The sequence below is a fragment of the Kitasatospora sp. Root107 genome (genome assembly GCF_001424875.1).
In the GTDB taxonomy this organism is placed as follows: Bacteria; Actinomycetota; Actinomycetes; order Streptomycetales; family Streptomycetaceae; genus Kitasatospora.
This window is the reverse complement of record NZ_LMCT01000009.1, coordinates 1-15,916: the sequence shown is the minus strand read 5'-3', so window position 1 is coordinate 15,916 and position 15,916 is coordinate 1. Positions and strand designations below refer to the sequence as shown.

Annotated in this window: 14 protein-coding genes and 2 pseudogenes; 11 read left to right on the top strand and 5 right to left on the bottom strand. The window is 70.4% G+C overall.

Annotated elements, in window-relative coordinates; genetic code table 11:
* Nucleotides 1-68: 68 nt before the first annotated feature.
* From ASC99_RS09340 to ahcY, 9 genes and pseudogenes are all read left to right on the top strand, one after another.
* A complete protein-coding gene (locus tag ASC99_RS09340; RefSeq protein WP_057230214.1) occupies nt 69-614 on the top strand; it encodes a YbjN domain-containing protein in 546 nt (181 codons plus the stop codon).
* A gap of 188 nt (nt 615-802) precedes the next feature.
* Nucleotides 803-1,936: an acyl-CoA dehydrogenase family protein gene (locus ASC99_RS09335; RefSeq protein ID WP_057230213.1), complete on the top strand. Its 1,134-nt coding sequence runs from the start codon at nt 803-805 to the stop codon at nt 1,934-1,936.
* A gap of 192 nt (nt 1,937-2,128) precedes the next feature.
* Nucleotides 2,129-2,707 (top strand): TetR/AcrR family transcriptional regulator, encoded by a 579-nt coding sequence (locus ASC99_RS09330; RefSeq protein WP_057230212.1) that lies wholly within the window; start codon nt 2,129-2,131, stop codon nt 2,705-2,707.
* A 186-nt stretch (nt 2,708-2,893) separates the two neighbouring features.
* Nucleotides 2,894-3,565 (top strand): class I SAM-dependent methyltransferase, encoded by a 672-nt coding sequence (locus ASC99_RS09325; RefSeq protein WP_082598205.1) that lies wholly within the window; start codon nt 2,894-2,896, stop codon nt 3,563-3,565.
* Nucleotides 3,566-3,588: 23 nt separating this feature from the next.
* On the top strand, nt 3,589-4,620 hold the full coding sequence (locus tag ASC99_RS09320; RefSeq protein WP_063857040.1) for a pyridoxal-phosphate dependent enzyme: 1,032 nt from the start codon (nt 3,589-3,591) through the stop codon (nt 4,618-4,620).
* Between the two features lie 70 nt (nt 4,621-4,690).
* Nucleotides 4,691-6,457: a hypothetical protein gene (locus tag ASC99_RS09315; RefSeq protein WP_057230211.1), complete on the top strand. Its 1,767-nt coding sequence runs from the start codon at nt 4,691-4,693 to the stop codon at nt 6,455-6,457.
* A 40-nt stretch (nt 6,458-6,497) separates the two neighbouring features.
* Complete coding sequence (locus tag ASC99_RS09310) at nt 6,498-6,959, top strand: DUF2000 domain-containing protein (protein ID WP_200948304.1); 462 nt, start codon at nt 6,498-6,500, stop codon at nt 6,957-6,959.
* Between the two features lie 36 nt (nt 6,960-6,995).
* Nucleotides 6,996-7,949, top strand: a pseudogene (locus tag ASC99_RS40275) (2,3-diaminopropionate biosynthesis protein SbnB); the annotation flags it as partial.
* Between the two features lie 46 nt (nt 7,950-7,995).
* Nucleotides 7,996-9,396: pseudogene (ahcY, locus tag ASC99_RS09295) on the top strand (adenosylhomocysteinase); the annotation flags it as partial.
* Between the two features lie 64 nt (nt 9,397-9,460).
* Here ahcY and ASC99_RS09290 read toward each other — a convergent pair.
* From ASC99_RS09290 to ASC99_RS09270, 4 genes are all read right to left on the bottom strand, one after another.
* Nucleotides 9,461-10,429 (bottom strand): hypothetical protein, encoded by a 969-nt coding sequence (locus ASC99_RS09290; protein ID WP_057230207.1) that lies wholly within the window; start codon nt 10,427-10,429, stop codon nt 9,461-9,463.
* Nucleotides 10,426-10,947 carry a SigE family RNA polymerase sigma factor gene (locus ASC99_RS09285; RefSeq protein WP_057230206.1) on the bottom strand — a complete coding sequence of 174 codons (522 nt, stop codon included), beginning with the start codon at nt 10,945-10,947 and terminating at the stop codon, nt 10,426-10,428. The genes ASC99_RS09290 and ASC99_RS09285 overlap by 4 nt, the downstream gene beginning before the upstream one ends.
* Before the next feature lie 133 nt (nt 10,948-11,080).
* On the bottom strand, nt 11,081-12,181 hold the full coding sequence (locus ASC99_RS38380; protein WP_157531451.1) for a hypothetical protein: 1,101 nt from the start codon (nt 12,179-12,181) through the stop codon (nt 11,081-11,083).
* A gap of 44 nt (nt 12,182-12,225) precedes the next feature.
* Entirely contained in the window at nt 12,226-12,744 is a 519-nt protein-coding gene (locus ASC99_RS09270) for a SigE family RNA polymerase sigma factor (RefSeq protein ID WP_057230203.1), read from the bottom strand.
* 91 nt (nt 12,745-12,835) lie between these two features.
* Here ASC99_RS09270 and ASC99_RS09265 point away from each other — a divergent pair, with 91 nt between their 5' ends.
* Nucleotides 12,836-13,468, top strand: a complete 633-nt coding sequence (locus ASC99_RS09265) for a hypothetical protein (protein WP_057230202.1) — start codon at nt 12,836-12,838, stop codon at nt 13,466-13,468.
* Between the two features lie 7 nt (nt 13,469-13,475).
* Here ASC99_RS09265 and ASC99_RS09260 read toward each other — a convergent pair whose 3' ends face one another.
* Nucleotides 13,476-14,393, bottom strand: coding sequence for an RDD family protein (locus ASC99_RS09260; RefSeq protein ID WP_057230201.1), 918 nt, complete (start codon nt 14,391-14,393; stop codon nt 13,476-13,478).
* A gap of 151 nt (nt 14,394-14,544) precedes the next feature.
* On the opposite strand from ASC99_RS09260, the gene ASC99_RS09255 reads away from it, so the two are divergent.
* Complete coding sequence (locus ASC99_RS09255) at nt 14,545-15,549, top strand: stage II sporulation protein M (protein WP_057230200.1); 1,005 nt, start codon at nt 14,545-14,547, stop codon at nt 15,547-15,549.
* Nucleotides 15,550-15,916 lie beyond the last annotated feature (367 nt).

Genomic DNA, 15,916 nt, shown 5'->3' with positions numbered 1-15,916 from the left:
AGGATGGTGGCTGGAAGGGCGGCCCCTCATTGCCAGCCACCCTTGTGCACTGAGAAGAGGACCCCCTGATGAGCATCGACCCGTCGTCCATCCCCTCGTTCGGCGCCCCGCAGGGCGGCCAGCCGGGCCCCTCCGGCCCGCCGCCGATCGTGGTGCCGGACCAGGCGCTGGTCACCCAGTTGCTGGACCAGATGCAGCTCAAGCACGTCGTGGACGACGAGGGTGACCTCACCGCGCCGTGGGACGGCTTCCGCGTCTACTACATGTTCCGCGGCGAGCAGAAGGAGCTCTTCGCGGTCCGCGCCTTCTACGACCGGTCCTACCCGCTCGAGGACAAGGGCGAGATCCTCGACCTGATCGACGAGTGGAACCGCGAGACCCTCTGGCCGAAGGTCTACACCCACACCCACGAGGACGGCGTGGTCCGTCTCATCGGTGAGTCCCAGATGATCGTCGGCACCGGCGTCAACCTGGAGTACTTCGTCACGACCACCGCCAACTGGACCCAGGCCGCGGTCGGGTTCGAGCAGTGGATCGTCGAGCGCCTGGGTCTCCAGAAGGAGATCGAGAGCGAGAACGGGGAGGGCGACGCCACCCCCACCGACGAGAACTGATCCTCGCCACACCGGAACGGCCCGCCCCCTGCCACGGGGGCGGGCCGTTTCGCGTGGGCCTCCCCGCTGCGCCGGGAATCCCTTGCCGAATACCTTCCGGCCGGTATATTTTCTAGCTCACCCCGCCGCGTGACATCCGGCGGAGCCGCCGGGGCCTGGGGAGGGCCCGCGAGGAGGGGACCACGCGCATGACCGTCACCACGCTTCCGCCCGTCACACCGACCGGCACCCCGGCAGGCGTCGCCGCACTGGCGCACCGCTCAGGACACGCCGTGGAGGACGCCCGCCGGCTCACCCCCGAGCTCGCCGCGGCGCTGTCGGAGGCCGGGTTCGCCCGGCACTTCGTACCCCGGCGCTGGGGCGGCACCGCCGGCACCTTCCGCGCCCTGGTCACCGAGACCGCGACCGTGGCCGAGAGCTGCGCGGCCACCGCCTGGTGCGGCGCGCTCTACGCCGCGCACGGCCGGCTCGCCGCCTACCTCCCGGAGGCCGGGCAGCGTGAGCTGTGGGGCGCCTCCCCCGACGTACGGATCGCCGCCGCCGTGGTGCCGCCGTCCGGCACGGCGGTGCGGGTGGGCGGGGGCTGGCGGCTCTCCGGCGAGTGGGCGTACGCGAGCGGCATCGACCACGCACAGTGGGTGCTGCTGGCGAGCCGGGTGGAGGGGCCGGAGATCCGGATCTTCGCGCTGCCCCGGGAGCAGTTCGGGATCCGGGACACCTGGCGCACCCTGGGCCTGCGCGGCACCGGCTCCCACACCGTGGTGGTCCGGGACGCCTTCGTACCGGACCGGCTGACGCTCACCCAGAGCGACCTCGGGACAGCGCGTCCCGACGCGGCCCGCTGCCACCGGGTGCCGTTCCCGCTGGTGGCCCAGCTCCAGTTCGCCGCACCGATCCTGGGTGCCGCACAGGGGGCCAGGCGGGCCTGGGCGCAGACGGCGGCCCGCCGGGTCAGGGTGGACGGCCAGGCCACCGGCCAGGCGGTCGCCGGGCAGCAGGTGCTGGCCCGCTCGGCGGGCGAGATCCAGGCGGCCCGGCTGCTGCTGGAGGGCGCCGCCGCGCGGGCCGACGACGGCGTGGTGACCCCGCTGTCGATCGCCGAGAACCAGCGGGACTGCGCGCTCGCCGCCGAGCTGGCGGTGGCCGCGGTGGACCGGCTGTTCCGGTCCTGCGGCGCGGCCGGGCAGGCCGACGGGCACCCGGTCCAGCGCCACTGGCGCGACGTCACGGCCGCCGCCGGGCACGCCGCGCTGCGCTTCGAGACGGCTGCCGCCGCCTACTCGGCCGTCGAACTGGCGGGCCCGGGCCGGACCGCCGGCTGAGCTGCCCCCGCCCTTCGGCTTCCCTCCCAATCCCATTGCAGGACCGACCTGGTGACTGGCCGTCAGATCGGACCGGCCGCCGGCGGGGGCCGACGGATCGAATGCAATCCAATGCCCGGTTTCGCGCGATTTCAAAACATACCTGTGAGAAGGTATCTTCGAGCCGAAGTCGGCGAGAGGGGAGGCGGTGCCATGAAGCAGGAGCGCGCGCGACGCACTCGCGAACTGATCCTGGATGCGGCGGCGGAGGAGTTCGCCCTCCAGGGCTATGCCAACGCGACCGTGCAGGCCGTGGCCGCCAGAACCGGCATGACCAAGGGTGCACTCTACGGGCATTTCGGTACCAAGGAGCAGCTGGCCGAGGAACTGGTGCGCCAGGCCCAGGAGTTCTGGCGGCTGCTGATGGACGGCTCCGGCGGATCCGAGGCGCCCGCCTTCGAGGTGCTCCGGGAGCTGGTCCTCGGGCTGTCCCGGCAGTACCACGGGAACATCCGGATCCGGGCCGCCTTCCGACTGCTGGTGGACCGTCCGCCCGCCACCGGGGAGCCGAGCCTGGTCGAGACGGTCGAACGGGACCTGGCCGGCGCAGTGCTGCGGGCCAGGCCGGACGGTGCGCCCGGCACGGACCTGCCGGCCGAGACGGTCGCCATGGTGCTGCTGGCCATGGTGGTCGGCATCCACCTGATCCGCCGCACCGAAGCGGAGACCGAACTGCCGGGCCGGATCGACCAGTTCTGGTCCGTCCTGGCCGATGCGCTGGTGCGCAGCTGACCGGACGTCAGCAGGGGACCCCGGGCCTTGGAAGGCCCGGGGTCCCCGTTGCGTTCCGGGCCGGTTGGCCGCCGCTTGGCCGCGGCCTGGTCGTCGCTTGGCGGACCCCCCGCAGGCTCTGAGGGCGGGCGGGAACGCAGCCCGACCCGCGAACCACCCGGCGCACCACCGATCTTGGAGGTAACAATGACCACCGATGTCTCCTACAAGGAGCTCCAGTACGGCTGGGAGGCGGCCTACCAGCAGCAGACCGACGACGCCCCGCTGTGGCAGGAGGACCCGATCCCGGTGATCCCCCAGGCCATCAAGGCGCTCTCCGCCCGCGAGGTCCGCACCGTGGTCGACCTCGGCTGCGGCGACGGCCGGAACCTGGCCGCGCTGGTCGACGCCGGCTTCACCGCGCTCGGTGTGGACATCGCCCCGACCGGTCTGCAGAACGCCAAGCGGATCATCCGTCAGCGCTCCTTCCTGCTCCGCGCCGACGCCACCGAACTCCCGCTCATCGACGGCTCGGTGGACGCGGTCACCTGCTTCGACGTGTTCGGCCAGATCGAGGACCCGAGCTCGCTGGTCACCGAGGCCCGCCGGCTGCTGGTCGAGGGCGGCATCTTCGTCACCAACGCCTTCACCCCCGAGGACCAGACCTACGGCGAGGGCGAGGAGATCGCGCCGAACACCTTCGCCTACAAGGACACCCTCTTCAAGTACTACAGCGAGGAGGAGATCCGGGCGCTCTTCGACGGCTGGGAGATCCTCGCACTGGAGCGGGTCTCCTGGGACGACCCGCCGCACGGCGACTTCCGCCCGTACCCGCACACCCACGACAACTGGATCGTCTACGCGACCCCCTCGGTCTGACCGGACGGAAGGGATCAGGCGTGATGTCGATGAAACAGCGGCTCGAACACTTCGAGGCGCTTCTCGGACCGACGCCCGTACTGCCCGTCACGCTGACCGTCGGCGGTCGGCCCCGTGTCATCCACCTCAAGCTCGAAGGGCACAACGTCGCCGGCTCGATCAAGGCCAGGACCGCCTTCGGGCTGGTCCGCGCCCTGGTCGAGTCGGGTGAACTGCAGCCCGGCGGGCGGCTCCTGGAGTCCACCTCCGGGAATCTGGGGATCGCCCTGGCGATGCTGGCCCGCTATCTCGGGGTGAGTTTCACCGCGGTGGTCGACCCGCTGATCGCGTCGGAGTGCCTGGAACGCCTCAATGATCTGGGCGCCGAGATCATCACCGTGACCGAGCGGGACGAGTCCGGGGGCTATCTGCTCTCCCGGCTGGACCGGATCGCCGAACTGCGCGAGCAGGACAGCTCCTATGTCTGGACCAACCAGTACGACAACCCGGAGAATCCGGCGATTCACCGCGGGATGACCGGCCCGGAGATGTTCCGGCAGCTGCCGCGCGCGCCCGATGCGGTGTTCGCGGCGATCTCCACCGGCGGGACGTTCTCCGGACTCAGCCAGTTCTTCCGCTCGGCGTCACCCGCCACGAAGATGATCGCGGTGGACATCGAGGGCTCGATCGCCTTCCACGGCAGTCCCGGCAAACGGCACCTCTCCGGAATAGGCGCGAGCCGGCCGTCCACCTTCCTCGACAGCTCCCTGGTGGACCAGCTGGAGATCGCCAGCATCAGCGAATCGGCGCACTTCTGCCGGCTTGTGCAGCGATCGGCCGGGCTGCATATCGGTGCCTCGGCCGGATCGGTGGTGGCGGCCTGTGTGCGATATCTGGAAATACATCCGGAGATCGAGCTCGCGGTGTGTCTCTGTGCGGACAGCGGTGACAAGTACGCCAGTACGATCTACAGCGAGACCTGGCTCCGCTCGATCGGCGTGGAACTCCCGGCCGACGACCTCGCTCCGGCTACCCCGGAACATCTGCCGGGCGCTATCCTCTCAGGAGTTGCGTGAAATAGTTTCAGAACTGTCCGAGATCCGCGAAAAGTCCGAAAGCGGCGGATCCGCGTACCGAAGGGCCGTCATGCAGGGGATCTCAGAGATCAGCCGCAATCTCCAGGACTGCGCCACGGCGGGCGATTCGACGCTCGTCCCGGCCCTGGCAGAGCTGGAGAACCTCTCCGAGAGCATCCTGCACCGTACCGACGAGCACGATCTCGCCATGCTGCTCTGCCTGGCCGGGATCTGTTCGGTCCGGACCGGAGCGGGCCTTCCGGCGGCCGTCCTGCGAGAGGTCGCCGACCGTTACGCGGATACCTCCATTCTCTACACCGGACGGGTTCTTCCGCGCATCAAGGAAGCGATCGCCCGGCTCTACGAGGGCGCCGAGGAGAAATCCCTCGAAAAGCTCGTGGAAGTGGCCGACCACATCAGCCAGGGTTGGCCCGGATATGCCGACTCGGTATTCCCGGAGGCATTCTCCGGGCTGGCCCGCGAACTCGGCATCGGTGGTGGTAGCGGACTCTTCCTGGAGACCTCGTTCATCACCTGGCGACGCGGTCTCGAGGAGTGCGGATCCGGCCGGCCCGAAGCCGCACTGAATCCCTTCGAGGCCAGCCTGGAGAAGTACCGCGAATTCTCCTACTACGCCGATGCGGCCTGGCTGTACGCGGACCTCGTCATCGCCCGGCTGACGGCCGGTGACACCGAGGCCGCCGCCCGGACGGCCGACGCCCAGCGCCGGTACGTGGACGGCGTGATCGCCGAGGCGGGGGACCTCCCCGTCCTGGCGGACACCGCCTTCGCCTTCCACTTCGGCGACGTCCGAAGCGGCGGCTACAGCTCCTTCGTGGACTCCGCCACGATGGGCCCGCAGGGGCTCACCCCGGACGACCGCGCGCTGCTGCGCCGGTACGTCCGGGTGAGCGAGAGCCTGCTGTCGTACGCGAGGTCCCACTCCGAGCGGGATCTCAACGCGGCCGTGGACCTCTTCTCGTTCGGCTGGCAGGGGTACCTGTCCTCGCCCTACCCCGAGATCTTCCGCCGGCTCGCCCACCAGGTGACCGGCGAACTCCCCGGCTCGGCCGTGCTGTTGACCGCACACGTCCGCTGGCGGGGGATGCTGCTGGCCAGTCAGCTCCGGCTCAGGTCGCCGGATCTGATCCGGTCCGCGATGGAGCTCCACGAACGGCTCCGTGCGGCCGGGCTGGACCAGGAGGCCGACATCGCGCTGCTCGACGGGGGCATGCTGCACTTCGCCCTCTACGGCAAGGCCTCCACCGCTGCCTGGCTCTCCCAGCACCTCGGGGAGCTGCGGGAGCGGGTGGCCCGTCCACTGCAGGCGGTGGTGGCCGCCCTCCAGGTGCCGCCGCAGGCCGGGCTGCAGGCGGTGCTGGCCGGCTACCTCGGAGCCCGATCGCTGTACCGGGTACCCGACTTTCTGCCGGCTCTCGGCATCTTCCGCCAGGGTCACCGGAGTTGGCGGGAGCAGCGGACCGAGCTCGACCTCGCCGTCTATGGCGAGAGCCTGTGGATCAACGGCGTGATGATCTACGAGAGCACCCCGCCCGCCCTGCTGGCCATCTTCCGCGAACTGGCCGGGGACCTGCGGGCCGCCCGGGCCGAGGAGCGGGAGGTCCCGTACGTCCCGGCGGCCGAACTGGCCGCCCGTACCGGGCGGTCCGGCAGCGCGATCGCCCAGGTGGTCCGGCGGTTCCGGATCGCCTGCCAGGAGCAGTTCGCCCGCTCGACCGAGATCGGGATCGAACCGGACGGCCTGCTCCAGGGCCGGCCCGGCTACCGGCTCAACCCCGCCGTGCTCGCCGAGGCCGAGTTCTACCTCGCACCCTGAACGCACCGACCCCAAGTCCCATGCCCACGAAGGAGTCCCCGTGTCCGACCTGTTCACCGAGCCGTCCGCCGTCGACACCGACTGGAAGTTCGCCGTGGTCCTCAAGGCGAAGCTGCCCACCGGGGTGGCGCTGAACGCCGTCGCGCACAGCACGCTCGGCCTGGCGGCCGCCGCTGCGGCGAACAGTCCGGAACTGGCCGGAAAGATGTCGTTCCTCGACTTCCGTGACGCCGACGGGAATTCGCACGGGCCGGTCTCGGCCCTCTCGCTGGTCGTGCTGGAGGGCCGGGCCGCCGGCCTGCGCCGGTTCCGCGGCGAGGCACTGGCAGCAGGGTTGCTGGTGAACGACTTCACCTCGGCGATGACCGGGGACACCTTCGCCGAACAGCTGGTCAGGATGGCCGGCACCACCGAGGAGGAGATCGAGTACTACGCGGTGGCCGCCTTCGGCCGGCGCGACGAACTCGACCCCCTCACCAAGAAGTTCTCCCTGTGGAAGTAGCCCGGGGAGACCGAGGATCACAGGAGATGAGAATCCGTGAGCAGCACCGCACCCGACCTGGCCGTGGTACCCGGCCGACTGGTCGACGAGGTCCTCCGTAGCGCGCACGCCGAGGCCAAGCGCCTGGTCGAGCAGGTCTACATCCAGAGCGCGCAGGGCCGGCTGGTCAACCCCGACAGCTCCTTCCTGCGCCCCGATCCCGAGGCGCGCGAGCGGGTGATCGCCCTCCCCGCGTACGTCCCGGAACCGGTGCCCGCGATGGGCATCAAGTGGATCTCCAGCTTCCCGGAGAACCTCCGGCTCGGCCTGCCCCGGGCCTCGGCCGCCATCGTGCTCAACGACACCACCACCGGATTCCCGGTGGCCCTGCTCGAAGGGGCCAGGATCAGCGGCTTCCGGACCGCCCTCTCCGCCCTGGTCGGCGCCGACGCGCTCACCGAAGGCGCCCGCCGGGCAACCAAGTTCGCGGTGCTGGGCACCGGCTACATCTCCGCCACCACGGTGCAGACCTTCCTCGCCGACGGCTGGAGCCTGGACGAGGTGGCCGTCTTCGACCTCTCGGCCGAGCGGGCCGGGGAGTTCGTCCAGGAGCTCACGGCCGGCCATGACGGCCTGCGGGTCACCGTGGCCGACTCGGCGGCCGACGCCCTGCGGGACGCCGACCTGGTCCTGCTGGCCACCACCGCGATCACCCCGCACCTCGACCGCCTCGACGGCCTCGCCGCCGACGCGATCGTCCTGCACATGTCGCTCCGCGACCTGACGCCCGAGGCGCTCGCCGGTGCCGACCACGTGGTGGACGAGGTCTCGCACTCGCTGCGGGAGAAGACCTCGCTGGCCCTCGCCGTCGAGGCCGGGGTGGTCGCCGAGGAGGACGTCCGCCCGGTCGGCGACCTGCTCAGCGGCGACTGGAAGCGCACCCCCGGACGGACCGCGGTCTACGCGCCCTTCGGCCTCGGTTCGCTCGACATCGCCCTCGGCACCCTCGTGCTGACCCGCGCCCGGGACCTGCCCGGCGTCCTGACGGTCGAGGACCGACCTCTCGCTTGCCGCCTTCGGGCGCAAGGAGATCCAGCTCGCCGAGCACGAGATGCCCGGTCTGATGTCGATCCGCAAGGAGTTCGCGGCCACCAGGCCGCTGGCCGGTGCGCGGATCACCGGTTCGCTGCACATGACCGTGCAGACCGCCGTCCTGATCGAGACCCTGGTCGCGCTCGGCGCCGACGTTCGCTGGGTGTCGTGCAACATCTTCTCCACCCAGGACCACGCTGCCGCGGCGATCGCGGTCGGTCCGGAGGGCACGCCGGAGAACCCGTCCGGTGTTCCAGTGTTCGCCTGGAAGGGCGAGACGCTGGAGGAGTACTGGTGGTGCACCGAGCAGGCGCTGACCTGGCCGAACGGCCAGACCCCGAACATGATCCTGGACGACGGCGGCGACGCAACCCTCCTGATCCACAAGGGCGTTGAGTTCGAGAAGGCCGGCCAGGTGCCGGACCCGTCCACGGCCGACAACGAGGAGTACGCGCTCGTCCTGGAGCTGCTCGGCCGCTCCACCCTCCCCTGGTCGGAGATCGCGGCCACGATCAAGGGCGTCACCGAGGAGACCACCACCGGTGTGCACCGGCTGTACGAGATGCACCGTGACGGGAAGCTGCTGTTCCCGGCGATCAACGTCAACGACGCGGTGACGAAGTCGAAGTTCGACAACAAGTACGGCTGCCGGCACTCGCTGATCGACGGCATCAACCGCGCCACCGACGTGCTGATCGGCGGCAAGGTCGCGGTGGTCTGCGGCTACGGCGATGTGGGCAAGGGTTCGGCGGAGTCGCTGCGCGGCCAGGGCGCCCGGGTGATCATCACCGAGATCGACCCGATCTGCGCGCTGCAGGCGGCGATGGACGGCTACCAGGTCACCACCCTGGAGGAGGTCGTCTCGATCGCCGACATCTTCATCACCACCACGGGCAACAAGGACATCATCCTTGCCAAGCACATGGAGCAGATGAAGCACCAGGCGATCGTCGGCAACATCGGTCACTTCGACAACGAGATCGACATCGCCGGCCTGGCGAAGCTCCCCGGCATCGTCCGGACCGAGATCAAGCCSCAGGTCCACGAGTGGCGCTTCGCSGACGGCCACACSATCATCCTGCTGTCCGAGGGCCGGCTGCTGAACCTCGGCAACGCGACGGGTCACCCGTCGTTCGTGATGTCGAACTCCTTCGCGAACCAGACSATCGCGCAGATCGAGCTGTTCACCAAGACCGAGGAGTACCCGGTCGGCGTCTACGTGCTGCCCAAGCACCTGGACGAGAAGGTCGCCCGCCTCCACCTGGACGCCCTGGGCGTCAAGCTCACCGTCCTGAGCCAGGAACAGGCCGACTACATCGGCGTCCCGGTCGAGGGCCCGTACAAGGCGGACCAGTACCGCTACTGATCCCGCCTCAGCAACGAACCGTGCGGCCGGTGCCCCCGTGGCACCGGCCGCACGGCCGTTCCCGCTACTTGAAGTCGGGGACCACCTCGACCCCGGCCAGCACCTTCCGGACCAGCGCCCACTCGTCGGGCGTCATCTCCTTCTCCATGGCCAGATCCCAGCTGACGCAGAGGTCGACGTCTCCCACCGTCCGGCACTCGGCGTTGGACGACCTGAACTCCGGGGGCGGCTGGGGCGTGGTGTTCCGGGTGGCCACGACGGAGAGCCGCTGCCCACTCACCTCGACCCCCAGCCCCATCCGCCAGCGGATTTCCCCGGGGCTGTTCGAGCGGATCAGGGTCGCGTCGAAAGCCCGGACCGGTCCGAGCGCGTCGGCGAAATGCACCGGCAGCGGCACGTTCACGGACTCGACGGTGACGCCCGCCGCGACGCGCAGCAGCTCCTGCTCCGACTCCGTGGTCCTCGGCAGGTACATCGTCCTGAGCTGGACCCACCGTCCGCCCGGAACCTGCCAGCGCAGGTGGTAGGGACGCCACCCCGGCTCGCTGGTGATGGTCTCGGGATCCAGCCAGTACGCGAGGCGGCCGTTCACCTTCGGAGCGTCCCGCAGCTCGTACTCGGCCCCCGGCTCCGACCCGAGCTCCGTCAGCCACACGGACAAGGCGGGTTCGACGAGGACACCGTCCCTCTGGACGCTCGCCTTCCCCTGACCCTTCTCGACGGTGTACCCCGAACCGGAGTGCGCCCAGTCCGGCACCCAGCCGAACCGTACGTTCATGGTGAGCGAACTCGGTCCCACGGTCGGGCTGACCGCCGGCACCGGGGTCCCGTCGTGCCGGTCCCGGAATCCGGCGCCTAGCAGGCCGACCGTCACCAGGACCGCCGCCGCCCCGGCGAGGCCAGCCAGCCGCCGCCTCCGCATCCGGGTCCGCCCCACCCGCCGGGCCCGTTCCACATCCAGCATCCTCCCCGGCTCGGAGTTCTCGGCGAGCTCGGTCAACTGCGCTGCCAGCTGCGGCATTTCGTCGTTCACCACGTCACTCCTCCGGATTCGCTACTGGGATCCCCCGCCAGGGTGCGCCGCAGCGCGTCGAGACCACGCGAGGTCTGACTCTTGACGTTCCCGGCCGAGCAACCCATCGCCTCGGCGGTCTGGTCCACCGTCAGATCGCAGTAGTAGCGGAGCACCACGGTGGCCCGCTGCCTGGACGGCAGCGCCGCGAGTGCCCGCCGCAGGTCCAAGGACGTTTCCAGCTCGCGGCCGAGTACCGCGACACCGTCCACCACGGCCTCCCCCCGGGCGGTCCGTCGCCACCACGAGGTGCGCTGCTCGGCGAGGAACGTGTTCACCAGCACCACCCTGGCGTAGCCGTCCAGGTTCTCCGCCCGTCCCGCCCGGTGCCAGTTCACGTAGAGCTTGGTGATGCTCTCCTGCACCAGGTCGTCCGCCCGGTGCGAGTCCGCACAGAGCAGGTAGGCCACTTTGCGGAGCCACCCGCCTCTCGAGGTGACGAATGCCGTGAACTCGGCGTCGCGTGAGAGCTTCGCCATTGAGATTCCCCCTCCCGGGCGGCACACGGGCGCACCCTGCCCCCCTGATGTGGCCGGGCCCCCGAATGGTTGCACCAAGACAGCGAGGGAACGCCCGGCATCGGGCGTTCCCTCGTTCATCGACCACGGACCGTCAGTTGAGCACGTCGGTCGTCCACTTGGCGGGGTCGGCGCCGAGCAGGGTGATCTTGTCCAGCCAGCCCTGCGGGCCACCCCCCGCGGTGAGTGCGTTCTCCTGCAACGGGGCCACACAGACCTTCACACCACCCGCGGCCTTGCAGGTACTGGGGCGCGACCGGCCGTCCGCAGGTCCGGCGGTGGGCCGCCCCGGCTCGTCGCCGTCCGGCGTGATCACCGTGCTGAAGTACATGCCCGGCGCCGAGGAGTAGTTCAGCTCCGTCCTCCACCACTCGTTGCCCGCCTCGGTCCGCCGCTCGAAGGTGCCCGAGCTGAGGACGTAGCCCGACGGGATCCCGTCGATCCGCAGCGGCAGGGGGATCGACCGGTGGCCCGCCGTCACACCGGCCGCGATCCGCTGGGTCACCGGCTGCCGGTCCGCTTCCGCGAGGTTGCTGTTGTCCAACTCCAGCCAGCGCCCGTCGGGGGCCTTCCAACGCAGCCGGGTCAGCCCCTGTGCATAGCCCGGGTCGTCCGAGGACACCCAGTACGCCTCCTGGCCGTTCACCTCGGGCGCGGGCACCCGAATCGCGTGCGCTCCGGTCGGAAAGTCCGCGAGCTCGGGCGTCGTCCCTGTCGGATAGGCCGTCAGCCGGTAGATCGCGGCCTGCATTCCGCGCCCGGTCGTGGCATGAATGGTCACACCGAACGGGGTGAGGCTGTACCGGACCGAGTTCACGTCCGCCGGCAGCCAGCCGAAGTCGGCCTCCACCGTGATCGGAGCCCGCCCGCTGTACGGTGCCCGGGTCTGCGAGAGCGTCGGCACGGGCGTACCGCCGCCGGGCAGTGAAGACGGCGAGGACGTCGACAGCGGACTCTTCGAGAACGTGGGCAGCGCACTCGCCGAGTGGCTGGCCACCGGGCTCGGCGACCCCGGCTGCGCGGGCCCGACCGCCTGCTTGCCACCGCCGGGCAGCGTCAGCGAGAGCGTCGCGGCCACCACCACGGCCACCCCGGCGGCCGCCACCGCCCCCCGCCGACGGCGGCGCAGCCGGGCCAGCCCGTCCCGCTGCGCCTGATGCACATCCACCGTGCTGACCGGTCCAGGAACGTCCACGAGTGCCTCCAACTTCATAGTGAGGGAAGGAAGTTCTTCAGCCATTACGCCGCTCCCTCCGAGAACGCCAGCCGCTCCGGGGCGAGCGAGCGGCGCAGTGCCTCAAGCCCCCGTGCGCTCTGGCTCTTCACATTGCCGGGCGAGCAGCCCAGCGCGTCCGCGGTCTGATCCACACTCAGATCGCAGTAGTACCGCAGCACCACCGTCGCCCGCTGCCGGGGCGGCAGTGCCGTCAGCGCCTGCTGCAGGTCCAGCGCCGCCTCCAGATCGCCCGTGAGCGGCATCGCCCCGTCGGCCGGCACCTCGGTCCGGTCGGTCCGCCGCCACCAGGCGGTCCGTTGCTCGGCCAGGAAGGTGTTCACCAGCACCTTCCTGGCGTAGCCGTCGAGGTTCTCCACCCGGCTCACCCGCGACCACTGCACGTACAGCTTGGTGATGCTCTCCTGCACCAGATCGTCCGCCCGATGCCAGTCCGCGCAGAGCAGGTACGCCACCTTCCGGAGCCAGCCGACCCTGGAAGCCACGTACGCGGTGAACTCGTCGGCGTGCGTCTGTTTCACCATCGGGCCCTCCCTCCCGGGGTGATGCATCGGCACACCCCCCGACAGGCTGATGCGGCCGGGCCCGGGAAAGGTTGCACGTAGGCTTCACCCCATGCCGAACGGCCGCTACGCGCACCACGACACGCACGACCACCTGCCGCTCGGCGAGGAACGCTTCAGCTGCGCCCCGGGCCCGGCGGGCTGGCGTTACGTCTCCAAGACCTACGCCCCCGACGGCAGCGTGCTGGCCACCACCGACCTCACCCTGGACTCCCGCAGCCGGCCGCTCCGGCTCGAACTGCGCTCCGGCGGCTGGCTGGTGCGCGGCGGCGCGGTCGACGGCGTCACCTGGGTCCGTACGGCAGCCGACGGCAACCCCGAGCACGCGGCCGAGGGCCACGACCGGGCACACGGCTTCACCGGCTCGTCCCCGGCCTTCCTGATCGCCACCGCCCGGCTGCTCCGGCTCAAGCCGGGCAGCAGTTCCCGGGTCAGGCTGGTCGCCTTCACCGACCCGGTGCTCGCTCCCCGCACCCTCGACCAGGGCTGGCTGCTGGAGTCCGTGCAGACCCACGAGACCGACTCGGGCCCGCTCCAGGTCGAGCAGTACCAGGTCGCCGACCTGGAGACCGGCGAGCAGCAGATCGTCCACCTCGCCGGGGACGTGGTGCTCGCCGCCTCGGGCATCGAACTGGAGGAGCTGGAGTCCCCGCCCAACCAGTGGCCGACCGAGTACTACGCCTGACGCACCCTCAGGCCGGCGGCGCGAAACCGGTCGGCGGAGCGGTCGGCCCCGGCGGCGGTGCCACGGGAGGAGCGGGCGGAGGAGTCGGCTGCGGCGCGTACGGGTGTGCCTGGGGTGCCTGCTGCTGTACCTGCTGCGCCTCGCGCGCCTGCTGGGCCTGGTGGCCCAACGACCGCTCCCAGTCGCGTCGCTGGCGCTCCGCCAGCACCGCACCGAGGTAGGCGGCCGGAGGGACCCCGTACGGTGCGGCCTGACCGGTCCGGGCGACCAGGTCGCCGACCAGTCGCAGTGCCATGCCGTGCCCGACCGCCGGGTCGAGCTGCCCGATCCGCCCCAGGTACTGCCGGATCGCCAGCCAGAGCCCCTCCGGGACCGCCGACAGGTCCAGCGCGACCAGCCCGCCGCCCAGCCCCTGCATCAACTCCGGGGACAGCGGCGGCAGCGCATCCCGCCCGGCACCCGACCCGGGCACCCGCTCCCGGACCACCAGGGTCCCGGCGAAGACGTCCCCGAGCCGACGGCCCTCCGGCGAGACCAGCGAGCAGATGATCGCCGGGACACCCATGAACATCAGCAGCTCGACGAAGCCCACCAGCCCACGCACCAACGCGTGCCGGAACCGCACCGGTCCACCGTCGGTCCGCACCACCCGCAGGCCCAGCGCGAGCTTCCCGAGCGACCGTCCGCGGCTCAGGGTCTCCACCAGCACTGGTACGCCCACCAGACAGAACACCGTCAGCCCGAGCGCGATCGCCGTCGCCGCGGCGTCGTCCACCGCGCTGAGGACCGCGTCCATCAGGAAGAACGCGCCGATCAGCACCGTGAACTGGGCCAGCAGATCCAGCCAGATCGCCAGCGCCCGACTCGGCAGCTTGGCCGACCGCAGCCCGAGGACCACCGCCTCGCCCGTCACCAACTGACTCATGGTCCGCCACCCCGCCCGTCCGATCAGGCGGGGCCACCCCCGCGATCTCCAGCCGCCAACATACGGCGCTGCCCAACCCCCGCGAAGAGCAGCCCACCCCTCTGGCATGCTGAGCCGCACTCGTAGCCCTTACTCCCTAGGAGACCGCCGCATGGACCTCGACGTCTTCGTCACCGCCCACCAGGCGGAGTGGCACCGTCTGGAGGTCCTGAGCAAGCGGCGCCGCCTCAGCGGGGAGGAGGCCGACGAACTCGTCACCCTCTACCAACGCGCCACCAGCCACCTGGCCCAGGTCCAGTCCGCTGCCCCCGACCCCACCCTGGTCGGTCGGCTCACCACCCTGGTGGCCAGAGCCCGCAGCGCGGTGACCGGCGCCCGCAGTGCCTCCTGGCGCGACGCCGTCCGGTACTTCACCGTCAGCTTCCCCGCGGCGCTCTACCGCTCGCGCCGCTGGTGGATACCGATCGCGGTGCTCTCGATCCTGTTCTCCGCCCTGATCGGCTGGTGGGTGGGCGCCCACCCCGAGATCCGCGACAGCCTGGCCGCCCCGGACCAGATCCGCGAGATGACCAAGCCGGGCGGCCAGTACGAGACCTACTACTCCGACCACCCCGCCAGCTCGTTCGCCGCCCAGGTGTGGACCAACAACGCCTGGATCGCCGCCCAGTGCCTGATCTTCGGCGTCCTGCTCGGCCTCCCGGTGATCTGGGTCCTGATCAGCAACGTGATGAACCTGGGCGTCGCCCTCGGCCTGATGAGCTCGGCCGGCCGCCTGGACTTCTTCCTCGGCCTGCTGCTCCCGCACGGCCTGCTCGAACTCACCGCCGTCTTCGTCGCCGCCGGCCTCGGCCTCCGCCTCGGCTGGACCGTCATCGACCCCGGCCCCCGCCCCCGCGCGACCGCCCTCGCCGAAGAGGGCCGATCGGTCATCGGCATGGCGATTGGCCTCACGGTCGTGCTGTTCGTCAGCGGCCTGCTCGAAGCCTTCGTCACCCCCTCCGGACTCCCCACCTGGGCCCGGATCGGCATCGGCGCAGTCGTCGAGGTGCTCTTCCTCCTCTACGCCCTGGTCCTCGGCCGCCGAGCCGCCGCCACCGGCGACGCGGGCGACGTCGATTCCGCCGATCGGGCGGACCTCAACCCGGTGGCGGCGTAGCGCGTGGCTGGTCGGGACAGGGCCGCTGACCTGGTAGTCTTCTCATCGGCGCACAAAAACCGTTGACACGGTCCACATGTGCTAGTAGGTTTAAACGGTTGAGACCGACTGGACAACAGTCGCCTTGAAGGTTTAGTGTCTACAACATCGCCAAGACGGGGCAGTGAGCATCTACGGGTGCCCGCCACGGATTCGGCAAAATTCCTCCCAGTGGGAATTCAGAACGAATGAAGCCGGTAAAGCGGCCGAAATTGATCTGCTAAGCTGGGAAACACGAAAGAACGAAGCGCCCGGAGGGTCCGCCTGATAAGCGGCTCGAAGGAAGTGTCCGTTCCTTGAGAACTCAACAGCGTGCCAAAAGTCAACG

Coding starts and splice junctions, on each gene's coding strand:
- ASC99_RS09340 (WP_057230214.1), top strand. CDS start 69: ATGAGCATCGACCCGTCGTCCATCCCCTCGTTCGGCGCCCCGCAGGGC.
- ASC99_RS09335 (WP_057230213.1), top strand. CDS start 803: ATGACCGTCACCACGCTTCCGCCCGTCACACCGACCGGCACCCCGGCA.
- ASC99_RS09330 (WP_057230212.1), top strand. CDS start 2,129: ATGAAGCAGGAGCGCGCGCGACGCACTCGCGAACTGATCCTGGATGCG.
- ASC99_RS09325 (WP_082598205.1), top strand. CDS start 2,894: ATGACCACCGATGTCTCCTACAAGGAGCTCCAGTACGGCTGGGAGGCG.
- ASC99_RS09320 (WP_063857040.1), top strand. CDS start 3,589: ATGTCGATGAAACAGCGGCTCGAACACTTCGAGGCGCTTCTCGGACCG.
- ASC99_RS09315 (WP_057230211.1), top strand. CDS start 4,691: ATGCAGGGGATCTCAGAGATCAGCCGCAATCTCCAGGACTGCGCCACG.
- ASC99_RS09285 (WP_057230206.1), bottom strand. CDS start 10,947: ATGGCGAAGCTCTCACGCGACGCCGAGTTCACGGCATTCGTCACCTCG.
- ASC99_RS09270 (WP_057230203.1), bottom strand. CDS start 12,744: ATGGTGAAACAGACGCACGCCGACGAGTTCACCGCGTACGTGGCTTCC.
- ASC99_RS09265 (WP_057230202.1), top strand. CDS start 12,836: ATGCCGAACGGCCGCTACGCGCACCACGACACGCACGACCACCTGCCG.
- ASC99_RS09260 (WP_057230201.1), bottom strand. CDS start 14,393: ATGAGTCAGTTGGTGACGGGCGAGGCGGTGGTCCTCGGGCTGCGGTCG.
- ASC99_RS09255 (WP_057230200.1), top strand. CDS start 14,545: ATGGACCTCGACGTCTTCGTCACCGCCCACCAGGCGGAGTGGCACCGT.